The organism is Methanosarcina vacuolata Z-761, assembly GCF_000969905.1.
In the GTDB taxonomy this organism is placed as follows: domain Archaea; phylum Halobacteriota; class Methanosarcinia; order Methanosarcinales; family Methanosarcinaceae; genus Methanosarcina; species Methanosarcina vacuolata.
The window spans coordinates 2,135,554-2,150,878 of sequence record NZ_CP009520.1 but is presented as its reverse complement, the minus strand read 5'-3'; the positions used below and the strand labels follow the sequence as shown (position 1 = coordinate 2,150,878).

The following is a 15,325-nucleotide window of genomic DNA, read 5'->3' as shown; positions in this document are numbered from 1 at the left end:
ATTTTTGTACCCTAACAGATGGTTTAGTTTCTTTGTAACTGCTCAGTTGAACTTGTTTATTTTACCTTTCGATTTCATCATACTTGCGGCAGGTACCTGGGCACTCATATTCTTTTCTACATAAAACATTATGGAAGTTAGACAAATGGGATTTTTTATGAGTGTCTCAAATATACACAAATAATGAGGTTTTACTAAAACCTGTGCATTTCCTACGTTTTTCGTACCGTTTTAATGTAAAAATTGGGTTAAAAGCGGATAAAATACACAAGTTTTACAATAAAACCTGTGCAAATTCTTAGCTTCAATTGAAAACGTAATATTTTTTATTTAAAAAGTATATATTTTCTCATATCCTTTTACAAAAAAAAGAATCGATTTTTTTTGAAGCTACATTGGAAGTTTTAAAAATAGAAGGAATTGTTGTGGAAAGTTCAGTAGGATACGATTATGGCATTAAGCCAAGGTTAATGATAATAGGAGATATGGAGTTTCCAAGATTATTAAGAGATGGATTTATAGCTCTTGGCTATGGTTACGTCCCTCAATTTGGGAATTTATCAAATGCTCCACTTTTAATAATGATGTTCAACGATGAAAATTTAGCGGAAGAATGCTTTTCACGCTTTAACAGTTGGTGTTACGAATCTAAAGATGGAGATGCAATAGCTATTAGTTTTATTGAATTCGAAACGGGAGATTATGGTGTCTGTGTTTATCCAGATCTTCAACAAATTATTAATCGCTCAATACCTAAAATATATGCTTCTGATATAGAACCAATTGTAGTGGCAACTGGTTTTTTTAAAAAATTTTCAAATATAAGCGGAAGTTATACTCACTTTAAATCTGTAGTGGAGGCATTGAATTTTGTTTTAGCACCTGGGACCCTGAACTATGGATCAATTTTGGACTTGGGAATAATAAAAAAAAGAGTGAACTTTTATAAAGAAAACGAGATTTCAGAGCAAACTATGGAATCTCTTTTGCTTCAGTCTTGTAAGAGTAATGATCTTGAAAAACCATTTCAAACTCCTCTTGAAGCAAAAACGGATCTAATAGAGATTTATAAACGGAGAGAAACTCAACTAAGTCGTTTTTTTCCTGTTTCACTAGAATATTTAAGATTTAATTTTAAATTTCTCCAGATGAAGAATCAACTTAATGAAAAGGGTTACTACGATTGGCAGATCTATCAAGCTACATGTAACATTATATTAAAATACAGAGTTCCCGAGCTTTTTGATAAAGATACAAACCTCTCAAATAAACAACAAAAGGATAAGGTCCAAATAGAGGTATTAAAATATTTGTGTTACAACTTTGAAGATATATCCCTGTCTTATCCATCTCTGGACTTTTTATTAATCTCAGAGATATGTGAACAAATTAAAGCAGATTCCTTTGAGTTAATTTGTTATTTAGATCACACAAATTTACCAAAACAGAATCTGAGTCCAGAAGAGACACAAAGTGAACTCATAAGGCTTTGTTTGTCAAACAAGTGATCATAGGGAAAAACATGATTGAAAGAATAAATATACGAACACCAGATCAACGTGTACGTGTTTTTATTAGTTCTACAATTACAGAACTCAAAGAAGAGCGTGAGGCAATAAAGAATGCAATAATCGATCTTAAACTTCACCCTGTCTTCTTTGAAGTGGGTGCACGTCCCGACAATCCACAGGAGGTGTATCGGGCATATCTTGAGCAAAGTCATATCTATGTTGGTATTTTTTGGAAATCTTATGGCTGGATCTCTCCCAAAATGACTATCTCTGGATTAGAAGACGAATTTAATCTTAGTTCTCAAAAAAAGCGTCTTGTATATATAAAAGAGGCTACAGAAGGAAGAGATCCTAATCTTGAGAAACTTTTACAGCGTATCCGTAATGAAGGAAATATTTGCTACAAATCATTTAAAACAAGCGAAGAATTAGTTGAAATATTCAAAAATGATTTAATGCAGCTTTTATCCGAATCTTTCGGTTTAGATACCTTCCAACAACAAGATAGACCTGTACTCCAAAATAACTTAGATGTTCTAAGTAAAGAAATGGATAAAAAACCGATATTGAAGCGCGAAAATTTAATAAACCAAATTAAAGAGAAATTGAATCAAAAAAAGGTTCTGGTTTTATATGGTGATCCTGGATCAGGGAAAACGTATTTGTTGGGACTACTTGGTTCAGAACTTAACGCGATTTATATTTCATTAAGAAATAAAACTGCTCAACAAGTTTTTTCCTATATTGCAAATCATCTCTCAGTGAGACGTAACCGCAACCCTGAATCTCTTCCTTCTGAGAATGAAGCATATGCTACACTTCAACAGGAACTTGCTAATAATTCTGAGTTGATCCTCATTGATGATGTTGATCAAAATCCAATTGTTGCAAAATTACTTTTAGGACTTGATTTATTCAATTGTAGTGTTGTTTACGCAACGCGTTCTAAAGAAATTAAACTTTTTCAACAAATACCAAAATTTGATGTTGAATTATTTAATTACGATGAGTTTAGGCTTTTTCTAGAAATTAGTAACATAAAATTACCTCCGGGAAAATTGCAAGAACTATATACAGCTTCTCAAGGCAATCCTTTGTATCTTTATTATTTTACTCAGAAACAAGTAATTCCTTATCCAAGTGACCTTGCAGAATATCAATCTATTATATGGCAAGAACTTTCACCACTACAACAAGAAATTATTAATTTTATTGTACATAGTTACTCACTTCTTAACACACTAGATATTCATACATTAATAAATTCGCAACAGTGCGTAACATCAACAATTATGGAGACAAAAAAGCTCATTGATTTAGCATCTCCTATTATTAATCAAACTGGTCAATATTACGAAATATTCCACCCATATTTTAAAGATTATGTTCTAGAAACGGCTGACAAGAATAATATCTCGATTCATTATCATCAGATCCTAAGCGAATATGCAATAAAAAAACAATGGATTTTGCCAACTGCATTCCATCTTCTTCGCTCTAATAACCCCAATGTGGAAAAATATTTGATAGAAGGTTCAACTGCAGCATCTCTTCATGGAGATTGGATACTTGCAGAAGAATTTCTTCAATGCAAAATTAGGTATACTTTGGATAATGGCGATAATTACGGTGAAGCTCACGCGAGGTATTTACTAGCACAAGTATATCAAGAAATGGGAAAGTATCAATATGCCAAACGTGAAGCAGACATTTCACTCGAAATATTTGTCAAATTAAATGAAAGTGAATGGATAGAAATTATTAGAATTTGGTCAAGTTTGATCTTCATTGAAGAAGGTGACGTAGAAAAAGCTATTTCTATTCATCAAAATGCTTTAGAGTTCTATAAAGGGAAAGATATTTTTAAGGAGGCTTTTATTCAACTAAACCTTGGGTATGCCTATATTCAAGTATCCCGTTTTAGAGAAGGGTTTAAAGCATCACAAAGAGCTTTCGATTTATTTACTAAGCTAAATGATGAATCTGGAATCTACAAAAGCCTTGTGAATCTCGCCGGTTGTGTTGGTGAACTTGGAGATAACGAATTACAAAAAAAGTATGCGTTGGAAATTATTGAGATAGCGAACACAAAAAATCTTCCAAGACTAAAAGCTGCTGGGTTAAATAATCTTGCTGTGGTAAAAAGGCGTGAAGAAAATCCTGAGGCTGCTCAAAATGTTTTAGAAGAATGTATTAGAATTTGCCAAAAACTTGGAATCACTGAGTCTGAGACTATTAATATTATAAACCTTGGAAATGCACTACGAGACCAACATAAATATGACGATGCAGAAAGAGCATATAATGAAGCATTAATTAAAGCAAAAGAAAATGGGTTCCTTAATCAAGAAGCTAGAGCTCTTATGCTTTTATCGAGAATAAAGCAATTAAAAGGGTTTAATGAGGAAGCCATAAAATTTGGGAAAGATGCACTCAATATTTATTACAAGATAGGAGATTATCTACAAATAGGTTCAGCATTGAATTATATGGCTCGTTCATATACAGATTTAGGAGATTATCTAGAGGCTGCGAAAAGTAATGAAAATTCAGGGATACATTATGGGAAAGCTGGACAATGGGATGATGCAGTATCTAACTTTGACCAAGCAGCAAGCTTATGGAATTCACTCGCCCAATTTGATCGCGCTTTTTATTGTGTTTCTCAAAGTTTAAAATGTAATTTTTTAAGTGAAAGTGATAATTGTGAAACTGAATATTTTATAGAGAGCTTCCCAGACGAATATGATAAAGTTAGCGAAGAAGAATATCTAAACTTATTACAGCTTTTTCTGAAGCAAGGAACCCTTTTGTCATTTACTTGTTTTATGTATAATTATCTTGCTTATTGTAAAAGAACTAAATATAGAAATGGAACCAATTATCTAAAATCAGCTCTAAGTCTATTTATTTCTGAACTTAAAGAAACTTCGTCTAGCAATATATTGAATTCACTAGCAATTTCTATTGAGCAGTCTTGTGACGAATTGCTTTCAGTCTATGAACTTGAAGAGTTAGCAAAAAATATCTCCCATAAGATAGACCATCTACATTATCGTTCACATCATGATGGTAAAAAAATTTGGACGATTGGACTTGACTGGAAACAACCTATTATTGTCCAAATTATTTGTTTAAGTGATGATTCTATTGTTCAGCGTTTGGCAATGTCTCTTTCTCTTATATTAATATCAAATAAGGATCATATCCAAAAAACGATTTTAGAATTTGGGGAAATTAAAGAAAAGGGATTCTCGCTTCAAATGATCACAAGAAGCGACGCAGTACAAAACTGTAATATGGAAGTTTCTTTATCCGAAGGATTTCCTGCGAGTGCTACAGGCAGTAATGTACCGTGGGGTCAGCAACAACCACCTACATTCTTGATAATTCATGATGACTATGAAAGCATTACAGATTGGTCGGAGCATCCAAAAAATAAAGCTTTTGTCTGGGTACTCATGACCATGCATAGCTCATTGGTATCCCATTGTATACATCAAAACCGTGATATGTCTGATCTAGCTAAAAAAAGTAGAATATTCTGCGAAAAAGTACTTTTGTAATTAACAATAGGTTTACATGGTATAACCTATGGATATTATAAAAGTTTCAGATTTCTGAAAAATTACAAAATACCTCTAGTATGCAGAACTAACATAATTTTGCTAAAAGCCGTAATACAAAAAATGTTATTTTTGTTTTATCGTCTAATTATTATAATAAAAATTGCCAATTAAAGGCTGATTTTTCCACAATTGCCTATGTATTTGTTTTCTCGATCATTACATGGTATATAAGAATACACTAGTGTTATGGCAACTTAATTATCGAACATAATTTTTGATAGCTTTTCATCAAAAGATATCTATTCAGATTTAACATAAGACCAATAACTAAATTTTCAAAACACTAGTTTCCTTCGATAACCCCCCATCAAATGTAAAAAATACATAGAAACACATACTCCATTTAAATAGCGCCTAATGATATCGATTTTAAACTTGAATAAGTACTACAAAAAGAAAAATAAAAACGCATTCAAATAACGATAATACCTTACTGTATCTTTTGGAGAGGTTGGGCAAAAATACCTAACTTGAAGGAATAAAAGAAGACTAAAAAATAATCAAACTTCGAACTAATTCTATCCATTCGTCTCTTGAAATTTTCGCTTCATTTAAAATTGCGTTGATGATTTCAACTTTAATTTCTTTGAATGAATTGGTATAATGGTAGTTCTACCATCTGGGTTTTTCATAAATAAATGACTGCCGGTTTGTCTGACAGGTTGGAAACCAACTTTCTCAAGTGCTTTGATTATTTTTTTATGTGAAAGAGGCTTAATTTTTGTCATACTTCAACCTGAATCATTTCAGCACTCACAAATTTTGTAGGTTCTTCATCTAAATAATCTTTTTCGACTTCAAGATAAAGCTGGATTGCATCTTTAATGTATTTTCTTATATCTTCCAATGTATCTCCTTGTGTATGACATCCAGGTAAATCCGGAACAAAAGCTACATAGCCACCATCTTCACTTTTTTCAATTATTACAAGGAATTCTTTTACTTTCGTCTTTTATCACCTTTTTTGTTATCTTGATCTTAGTGATCTCGGACATATTACCGCTATAACGAGTAAAGTATTTAAAAATAAAGTAAATAAATATAAAAAATAAAGAACTGTTGAATTATGGGGTTCTATGCACAACCCGTCCAAAATTCCAGTGGAATAAGTCCACGAGCAAGTTCAGTTACCTCTACTTCGAACTTACTTTTCTATTACATTCATTGCTAATAATTTACATATTTATTATTATAAAATTACATGCTAGTGTTTTTACATGAAATGCGACGAAATTCAAGATATAGTGGCACTTCTAAAGCAAAACAGTCAAAATACGATTACACCTCCTTCCACTGTTTCTTTTGCTCAACACGATGAAATTCAGATGTAGTCTGGATTACTGATACAATAGTTAGAAAAAACGGGGTATAGCGAAGAAAAAAAATTTAAATTTATCTATCAAACTTCGGAAGGCTGCTTTAAATTGCCGACCGAGATATCAACCATTCAATTTGGGGGTTAAGAATGGAAGAAAAGAAACCAAATATACTGGTCATCTGGGGAAAGCAAGAAGGAGTCTGCCAATGAAAGTTGTAAGGTTTATTGCAGGAATGCGTTTTTTTGTGTTGATTCCAGTGATAGGGTTGGCAATTGCTGCTTGTGTCTTATTTGTTAAAGGTGGCATAGATATTGTTCACTTCATGGGAGAACTCATTACAGGAATGGCAAAAGAAAGTCCAGAAAAGAGTGTCATTGTTGAAATTGTGGAGACCGTACACCTTTTCCTGGTCGGTACGGTGCTTTTCCTTACATCTTTCGGGCTATACCAGTTGTTTATCCAGCCGCTACCTTTACCAGAATGGCTGAAAGTAAACAATATTGAAGAGCTGGAATTGAACTTCGTGGGACTTACTGTTGTCGTACTTGGGGTTAACTTCTTGAGCGTTATCTTTGAACCGCAAGAGACAGATTTAGCGGTATATGGAATAGGCTATGCCCTGCCCATTGCAGCCCTGGCTTACTTCATGAAAGTACGCTCACATATTAGCAAAGGGAGTAGTGAAGAGGAACAAACGAAAACCATAGGCGAAGTGACCTCTGTGAACAGCGAATCAAATTGGTTAACAAACAAAAAGAGAGACTGAAGTCAGATAAATGTCTCACTTTTAAATTGGTTAACAAACAAAAAGAGAGACTGAAGTCAGATAAATGTCTCACTTTTAAATTGGTTAACAAACAAAAAGAGAGACTGAAGTCAGATCAATTATCTCACTTTTCTTCTTTGCAGATCGCTCTTAGTTCCTGTGTAGATCAGCAATTACTTTTAATTGCGTTTTGTTGATAATATCGTATTAAGTTCTCAGGATCATTTTAATAAGGATCATTTAATAATTATACTATGGAGGCAGATTTATATTACCCGAAACAGCATGCATGGAATAAGATTACTCTTTTTACTGTTGTTGACGGTACTTATTTTACCTATTGCTCAGGCAGCTTCGGAGTTTAATTATCCAAAAATATTAGATAATCCCTGGGATCATTCTCCTATAACCGTATATATAGATAACAAAAGTGTTCCTCCACATTATAGTCCTACCTATTACACACAGGTACAAAAAGCTCTGAATTACTGGGCAGAAGGAGGAAATGGAAAACTGGATTACACCCCTGTTTTTAAAATTGTGGATTCCGAAAAAGCTGATATCAAAATAAGATGGGTCGAAGACCTGCAGAAAGAACAGGATGTTCCTCCTGGAGTTGCAGGTGATGCCATTCCATATATTATCGATGGGCGATTTATACGCATAGATATAACGCTTGGAGTTGGATTTTCTCAATGGGGAGAGTGGGTCCCATATACTGATACTGCAATGCTCGCCATTGCAAAACATGAATTGGGGCATGCGCTGGGATTGGATCACAGCAATGACAAGCAGGACATTATGTATCCAACAAATGAGCAGATAAATAACACAAGTCCTATCCTGAGCAAGTACGGTTCATTTTTGCTTTTTGCCATTTACGCTATTCTTGCTATTGCCGTTTTCCTCTCTGTAAGCTATATATTAGGACGCGTTGCTAAATAAGAGCTTATCCGAAAATAGTTACCATCTGTAACTTCCACAATAGAGGGGAGTTAATTAAATGAATACTGCTGACACAGTCACTTCTAGCCTGAAAATAAAAACTCTGCTTAGCTTTGTAGAGCTTATTGCCATCATCGTTTTGTTCCTTTTCGTTCCTGCAGGTTCATTTAATTTTTGGGAAGCATGGGTTTATTCAATTATATATGTTGTATCATCAGCAACGATTACTTTTGATTTATGGAAAACAAACCCTGAACTTCTGGCTCGTAGGGTTAATGCGGGGCCAGGCGCTGAAAAAGAAAAGACTCAGAAGATTACACATTTTTTTGTTATCTTATTATTTATTGCCTTTCTCGTTATTTCTGCACTTGACCATCGTTTTGGTTGGTCGCACGTCCCTTTCTATATTGTAGTTCTTGGCGACGTTCTTGTAGTGTCAGGATATTATTTACTCTTTCTTGTCTTCAGAGAAAACGCTTTTGCATCTTCAATTGTTGAAGTAACAGCCAATCAAAAAGTAATAACAACTGGGCCGTATAGTATAGTTCGGCACCCACTGTACGTGAGTGGTCTCATTATTATGTTAGGCACTCCTCTCGCGCTTGGATCGTGGTGGAGCTTACTTACATTTATTCCCCTTACGCTGGTAATTCTCTGGAGACTTCTTGATGAAGAAAAGTTTCTATCCAAAAATCTACAAGGCTATACAGAATACTGTCAAAAAGTTCGTTATAGATTAATTCCATTTTTGTGGTAAGTTATATAGAGCCGTAAAAGTAGCTAATGGTTGGCCATCAAAAAAATTTCAGCGCAAAATTTTTGATGGCCAATTTGTATCCGATTGGTATTATATATTTTAAATACAAAATCAAGAGCTATCAGGCAAGAAAATTCCTTAACCGATTACCAGTGATTAACTCTTAGATTACCAGTGATTAACTCTTAGTATTCTATACTTACCGTTGCTTTTCAATATGTATTATTTACTTTTCGGATCTTTTCAATATGTATTATTTACTTTTCGGATAGGCTTTGAATCAATTTGCAGACGAATCAATTAACTCAACCCCTTGAATTGCTATACTTAACGCTCTTGTGTCGTTATTCTTTAGTTCCGGAAAGTCACATGGTCTTTCTGTGCCTTCAGGTACATTCAAAAGAATGACATTCTTTCCCTGATTTAAGGTAACAGGAATATTTACTGTGCTTAAATTAGTGCTGATATTTTGTTTACTCTGGAGAGTTTTGCCATTATAAACCTCGAGCGTCTTTGGTGAATGTAAACTGCATGCGCTGATTTTCAATACTGCATTTTCAGCAACACCTGAATAAACCGATAATGTAGCCTTGTTTGATATCCACCTGGTCATTGTGCCGTCCCAATTCTCCAGGCGGTTCCACCCTGTACCTAAAAGCATGAAGGGCTGAATTGTTTCATCTGGAACACGGTAAACAATAAGCTCGTCTTCCTCGTATACATCAGGTTCGGTTTTAAGGGTTTTTTTCAGTAAATTGGTTACAAACTCAAGCTGTTCACTGGACAACTGGTTTTTGTGGACAATAACATACCTTATATTATTGGCATTCAGGACAGACGTACCTATATCAGTAACATCTTCCTGTAAAATATCTTTAGTTCCTAGAGAATAATACTGTAATTCTTTAATAAACGGAGTCTTCCTTTGGAAATCACTAACGTTGGCCGGATATCTTGCTGCGTATCCACCGACAAGAGCTTTATTGTGAATTGTCTGATAGTACAGGTACCGAAAATCCATATATCCTGCGTTAGAGTTTTGTGGGATTTCGAGCATCGAATAGTTATCCTCATCGTTACTAATTTTATAGTAAAAATCAGGAACATTTACCTGTGTGGTCGGATACGGAATAGCCAGGTATTCGAAAACCACCAGGAAACCCACTATTGTAAAGATAAGCTTTTTTCTATCGGGCTTATATTTTAGTAATTCTGAAAAACCATACCCTGCCAGGACGGAATACCCAAGGGTTGCGATAACAAAAAACCTGCCAACTGTCCTGCAGTTTTTCAGGAAAGGAACCGTGTTGTATAGTATCTGATATGGAAGTGGAATTTTCAGGTTGGAGTCCGTGAAAGCAACCGCTCCATTGAAGTGTAAAATGGGTCCTAAGCTAATTATTGTAAAGAAAAACGTAGATACTAACCAGAACTTTATATCAGGCTTTCTACTTGATTTCAGGAGTGAAAGGACTGAAAGTCCGAGGACAATATATCCTATAAAGTTCACATGTTCAGCAGGCCAGCTTTGTATATTCGAATATAAGTCTACGGTAAACTGACCGAGCAACGGATGTAGATGAGATGGGAGGAAAAAGCTCATCAAATCATTTGATAATTTGGGAATTTCATTTGCGTTTGGCTTTAAGAAGTTTTGATTTGAAAGGGCAGTGAGTATCTCATTAATGGTCAAAGGCAGTACTCCGAGAAAAGCGACCCCGCCAAAAATGAAGTATTTTATAATTATTTGTTTCACAGAATGAGTAAAGTTTTTCCCGGAACTGATAGTCAGGTAAAAATCATAGAAGAATACTAACCCTGCAAAGATCCCCATAAAGATCAGGTACTGCAGATCACTCATTGTTACCAGAATGAAAAATATTCCTGCAAGGATCGGGTTCTTGATTCCTTTTTCCTTAACTGTTTTCATGAGATACAGTGCACAAAAGGGTATCCACTGAACTGTTGCTGCCCCAAAAAAGTATAGTCCTCTAGAAAAATGGTACGGGGAAAATGCGAATACAATTCCTGCAATAAAGGCAGCATATTTATTATCAGTAAGATATTTTACCAGGAGATACGAACCAATAGCCCCTATTATAAAAGTTAAGAGCCATAGTATCGTGTATATGACATGCAGTTCTAAAAAGGGCGACAGCAATACATATAGCATTTGATTGAAGGCTGATGAAAAGGGCATTGATTCTATGCCATTCGGATAAAAAAGGAGATGGTCATGCGTCAAAGCTGCTAAATCCGCTTCTTTTATTGCTATTTTTGTGTACCATAATATTCTCATCCACTGAAACGAATCTGCTCCCGTTCCAGGAATATCGGTTTTTATCTTAAATAGGACAGGATAAGTAAGAATAATTGTCAAAAGAGTATATGAGATTCCCACCAGAGAATATTCCAATGAGTTGTAAAAATGTTTATTCTTAAGACTTTTGTTTTTTTCCGGGTTAGATGTTTTTCTTATTTCCACGAAATTGTCTCCCAATTTCCTGAATATCTCTTATTCTTTTTTCAAAATAAATTTTGAATAATATATAAATGTTATTAAAAGGCAAATGCTATTAAAATACAAAGTTTATCAAAAAGTAAATTTTAGTAAAAGATATATTTTAATAATCTATATATATCTCTATTTTAATAAACTATGCATATACTCTTAAAATGATTACGTTTGTAAAAAGTAAATATTAATAATTATTTTTTGCATAGAACCATAGTCCAGGGAAACGGCCTTCGAACTTCCAGAACATCAAAATAAGTTTCTATTAAACTCACAAACTTTCCTGAACTCCAGTTCTGAACATGTTCAGGATCATTCCCAAAACGTGTTAAATTTTTACCCCGTAAGAAATTCATAGCACGGAAATAGGGTTCATTAGGCACACTGATAATACAGTAATTTTTGGTTATTCGTCGGATCTCCTGAAGGGCTAAATCCGGTTTATCGAGGTGTTCCAGTACTTCGGTTGCTATAACAAGATCAAAACTGTTTTCTTTAAACGAAATGTCACATATGCTGCCTGAACAAAATTCACATTCTGGATTTTTCTCCTTTGCAATTCTCAGAGCATTTCTGGAAATATCAACGCCTGTTATTTTTGGATAATTAAGGCAGTTAATGACAAATCCTTCCCCACAGCCTATATCAATAACATTATTTATATTTTTTAAAGGAACGGCCGTTTCCTTTAAGTTTTTCATAAAATTGGATATCACTACGCCCATAAGCGGATTTTTTGAGTTGTATTTTTTGTAATTTCTACTCTGGTTCTGATCCATTTAGCCCCACCTGGTTAACACGCGTTTTTAATTTTGTTTTTTCGTAATATTCAGTTTTAACTTTTTATTCTTAATAGCCCGATTATTTTGAATTTGTGTCAATTGTTTTGACTTATTTTTAATGTCCATTTTCAATATCTTTTCTTGATATCCTTTCTTGATATCCTTTCTTGATATCCTTTCTTGATATCCTTTCTTGATATCCTTTCTTGATATCCTTTCTCTATGTCCGTTTTCAATATTCGTTTTTGATGTCCGTTTTCAATATTCGTTTTTGATGTCCGTTCTCTATGTCCGTTCTCTATGTCCGTTTTCAATATCCGTTTTCAATATTCGTTTTTGATGTCCGTTCTCTATGTCCGTTTTCAATATCCGTTTTCAATATTCGTTTTCAATATTCGTTTTTGATGTCCGTTCTCTATGTCCATTCTCTATGTCCGCTCTTGATGTCCGTTCTCAACATCCATTCCCAATGTCCTTTTTATAACAATTTAACCTGCCTTGAAATTTTAAGGTTTTTTTCTTAAAGTAAGCATGAATCCAAATATCGCTGGTAATAGTGTAGTCAAGAAATATAGAACGATAGAGCAGGAAAAACCATATGCAGAACTTTCATTCAATAACTTGAATATTGTAACGCTTACGAACTCTCTAACTCCAAACCCTGATATGGAAATTGGAAAATTACCCAGAACTACTACTATTGGAAGGGAAAAGGTAAGTAAGCTGTTTAATGCAGGATTTAAGGATTTTATAACTACCCAGTATACAAATAAATTGAGTAAATAATACCCAAGAGTTAATGCAGAAACCGAAAAAATAGCTTTTTTATTTCCAGTGATTTGTTTTATCGTTTGAATATAATTTTCTTTAAATTCACTTTTCTTCGAAAATATCCCAAAAATAAGAGTTACGATCTTTTCATTTGTAATAACAAAAATACCTGCGACAAAAATCATTATCATTGGCGTCATTATATAGATTAGATATCTGTCCTTAAAAAAGAAAGCTATAGATAGTACACTTAAAACCAGGAGACAGACCATATCTATGACTCTGTCCATCACTACGGTTGGTATGCTTCTGGAGTTCTCAGCATCTAAATAAAAGGCTCTTGAAACTTCTCCTGCCCTGCCCGGAGTAAGGGCTCCATAAAAATTACCCATCAAAATTATTTCAAGCGACCTTTTTACGGGAATTTGGACATTTATACAATTAAGTAGAGACTGCCATTTTATCGCTTTTATCAGGTACATCAGAGCAATAAAAGGCAACGAGAGCGAAAGCAATTCCAGGTTCATCTGGGTAAAGGTCTCGTAGATTGTCCTCAGGTCAAGTTTGGCTATCAGGTAAAACATTAGCCCCAAACTGACTACAGTTTTACCTATTGTTTTCCAGTTCATAGCTATCGTACTTTATAATATAATCATCGTTATTTCTGGAGTTTGTGATCAGTTCTCCGATCAGGCCAAGGGAAATAAATTGAGCTCCAAGAACTGTGATTAATATACTCAACATCAGCAGAGGCCTATCTCCTATCTTGATACCCCTGAACCATAGCGAGACCAGGTTCAGGTTTATGATCATTGCTGAGAGTATTAGTAAGAAGCCGATACCTCCAAAGATGTGAAGAGGCCTTTTCTTGTATAGGTTCAAAAATGTGACTGTGATCAGGTCCAGAAAGCCTTTAAGTAGTCTTTCAAATCCATATTTTGATTTTCCATGAATTCTAGGATGGTGTTCGACTTCAATTTCTCCAACAGTGTATCCTTTCCAGTGAGCTAGAGCTGGAATATAACGATGGAATTCTCCATATAATCTTATATTCTTTACGACATAGTTTCTATAACCTTTAAACCCGCAGTTGAAGTCATGAATTTTGACTCCTGTGATATGTCGAGTTAATGCGTTGAAGAATTTTGAGGGAAGGGTTTTTGAAACAGGGTCATGTCTTTTACTCTTCCAGCCTGAGACCATATCATATTCTTCTAATTTTTCAAGAAATCTCGGGATTTCTTTGGGGTCATCCTGCAGGTCTCCATCCATGGTAATAACAAAATTTCCCTGTGATTTCTTAAAACCGCAGGAAAGAGCCGCAGCTTTTCCATAGTTCCTCTGGAATCTTACAATCTTAATTTTGCTATCTTTGATTGTTTTTAACTTTTTAAAAGTATCATCCATAGATCCATCATCTACGAAAATAATCTCAGATGCTTTTCCCAATTTGGAAAGAACTACATTCAATTGATTATATAATTCCCCTACGTTTTCTCCTTCATTGAAAACCGGGATTATGATTGAGAGATCTAATTTATCGGACATTTACCGTTTTCTCCTAAACAGTGTTTCAGTTTACTGTAAAATTGTAGTTTAAGGAGTCTCTGAAACCAAACGAATACATCTCAAACTTTAATTTAGAGCCAGTTTCAATAGAGGAAGATTTGAATTGAAATTGACAGCAAATTGGAACAAAGCCTCTTTACAACAGTATTTTTAGTCATGTTTTATATTTTTAGTCATGCTTTAAGCCACGTTGTTTAGCCACGTTGAAGTCTCTACAGAACTTATTTATGTATTTTTAGATCAATTTTTAATGCATCTCCATTTATCTTCGGTTAAGGAATTTTCTTGCCAGAAAGCTATCGATCTTGCATTAGAAACCAGCCTTTAAATTTGGCCTGTTTACATGAAATCAATACCCTGTTCCAGCTTATAACTTAGCAAATTCTTTTATTAAGTTATAAAACAGACTCAATTTATCACTATTCCTTGCTTAACCGAAGACGCATGAATTCATCTCTGAAGTTTCTTGTTCTATAAAATGAACCTAGATAAAGATTACTGGCGTAGAAAAAATCTTCAATTCTCACCAAAAGTTTTTCCTCGAAATTATCTTAAAAACAATAAAATTACTCTCATATAAAAGTTAAGATTTAATTATAATCTTATAAAAGTTATTTTATATCTTCTTCAAATAGCGTCTTATTAACAGGAAAAACTGTACTTTTCATTCTTCTTGTAAGAAACATTTCCATGATCAGATAAAACAAGACAACTGTCAAAAGAAATTGATATTATAACTTTGAGAAATATATAAGTTTTTC

Annotated in this window: 11 protein-coding genes; 5 read left to right on the top strand and 6 right to left on the bottom strand. The window is 34.0% G+C overall.

Going from position 1 to position 15,325, the window contains the following annotated elements; translation table 11 throughout:
- Window positions 1–395: 395 nt before the first annotated feature.
- Window positions 396–1,508, top strand: a complete 1,113-nt coding sequence (locus MSVAZ_RS08960) for a hypothetical protein (protein WP_048120339.1) — start codon at window positions 396–398, stop codon at window positions 1,506–1,508.
- Between the two features lie 14 nt (window positions 1,509–1,522).
- A complete protein-coding gene (locus tag MSVAZ_RS08955) occupies window positions 1,523–5,077 on the top strand; it encodes a tetratricopeptide repeat protein (protein WP_157206056.1) in 3,555 nt (1,184 codons plus the stop codon).
- 614 nt (window positions 5,078–5,691) lie between these two features.
- Here MSVAZ_RS08955 and MSVAZ_RS08950 read toward each other — a convergent pair.
- Together MSVAZ_RS08950 and MSVAZ_RS19485 are read right to left on the bottom strand one after the other, a co-directional pair.
- On the bottom strand, window positions 5,692–5,868 hold the full coding sequence (locus MSVAZ_RS08950; protein ID WP_232316271.1) for a type II toxin-antitoxin system HicA family toxin: 177 nt from the start codon (window positions 5,866–5,868) through the stop codon (window positions 5,692–5,694).
- Window positions 5,865–6,062: a type II toxin-antitoxin system HicB family antitoxin gene (locus tag MSVAZ_RS19485; protein ID WP_232316292.1), complete on the bottom strand. Its 198-nt coding sequence runs from the start codon at window positions 6,060–6,062 to the stop codon at window positions 5,865–5,867. The genes MSVAZ_RS08950 and MSVAZ_RS19485 overlap by 4 nt, the downstream gene beginning before the upstream one ends.
- Window positions 6,063–6,664: 602 nt before the next feature.
- Between MSVAZ_RS19485 and MSVAZ_RS08945 the strand changes: the two genes are divergently transcribed.
- The 3 genes from MSVAZ_RS08945 to MSVAZ_RS08935 all read left to right on the top strand — a co-directional run bounded on the left by MSVAZ_RS08945 (window position 6,665) and on the right by MSVAZ_RS08935 (window position 8,927).
- Window positions 6,665–7,225 carry a YqhA family protein gene (locus tag MSVAZ_RS08945; protein WP_048120334.1) on the top strand — a complete coding sequence of 187 codons (561 nt, stop codon included), beginning with the start codon at window positions 6,665–6,667 and terminating at the stop codon, window positions 7,223–7,225.
- 315 nt (window positions 7,226–7,540) lie between these two features.
- Entirely contained in the window at window positions 7,541–8,170 is a 630-nt protein-coding gene (locus MSVAZ_RS08940; protein WP_084626226.1) for a matrixin family metalloprotease, read from the top strand.
- 58 nt (window positions 8,171–8,228) lie between these two features.
- On the top strand, window positions 8,229–8,927 hold the full coding sequence (locus MSVAZ_RS08935) for a methyltransferase family protein (protein ID WP_048120330.1): 699 nt from the start codon (window positions 8,229–8,231) through the stop codon (window positions 8,925–8,927).
- Window positions 8,928–9,207: 280 nt separating this feature from the next.
- On the opposite strand, the gene MSVAZ_RS08930 is transcribed toward MSVAZ_RS08935, so the two are convergent.
- The 4 genes from MSVAZ_RS08930 to MSVAZ_RS08910 all read right to left on the bottom strand — a co-directional run bounded on the left by MSVAZ_RS08930 (window position 9,208) and on the right by MSVAZ_RS08910 (window position 14,543).
- Entirely contained in the window at window positions 9,208–11,412 is a 2,205-nt protein-coding gene (locus MSVAZ_RS08930) for a hypothetical protein (RefSeq protein WP_048123834.1), read from the bottom strand.
- Between the two features lie 224 nt (window positions 11,413–11,636).
- On the bottom strand, window positions 11,637–12,221 hold the full coding sequence (locus tag MSVAZ_RS08925) for a class I SAM-dependent methyltransferase (RefSeq protein WP_048120328.1): 585 nt from the start codon (window positions 12,219–12,221) through the stop codon (window positions 11,637–11,639).
- 509 nt (window positions 12,222–12,730) lie between these two features.
- Window positions 12,731–13,624: a lysylphosphatidylglycerol synthase transmembrane domain-containing protein gene (locus MSVAZ_RS08915; RefSeq protein WP_048120323.1), complete on the bottom strand. Its 894-nt coding sequence runs from the start codon at window positions 13,622–13,624 to the stop codon at window positions 12,731–12,733.
- Complete coding sequence (locus MSVAZ_RS08910; RefSeq protein WP_048120322.1) at window positions 13,602–14,543, bottom strand: glycosyltransferase family 2 protein; 942 nt, start codon at window positions 14,541–14,543, stop codon at window positions 13,602–13,604. The genes MSVAZ_RS08915 and MSVAZ_RS08910 overlap by 23 nt, the downstream gene beginning before the upstream one ends.
- Window positions 14,544–15,325 lie beyond the last annotated feature (782 nt).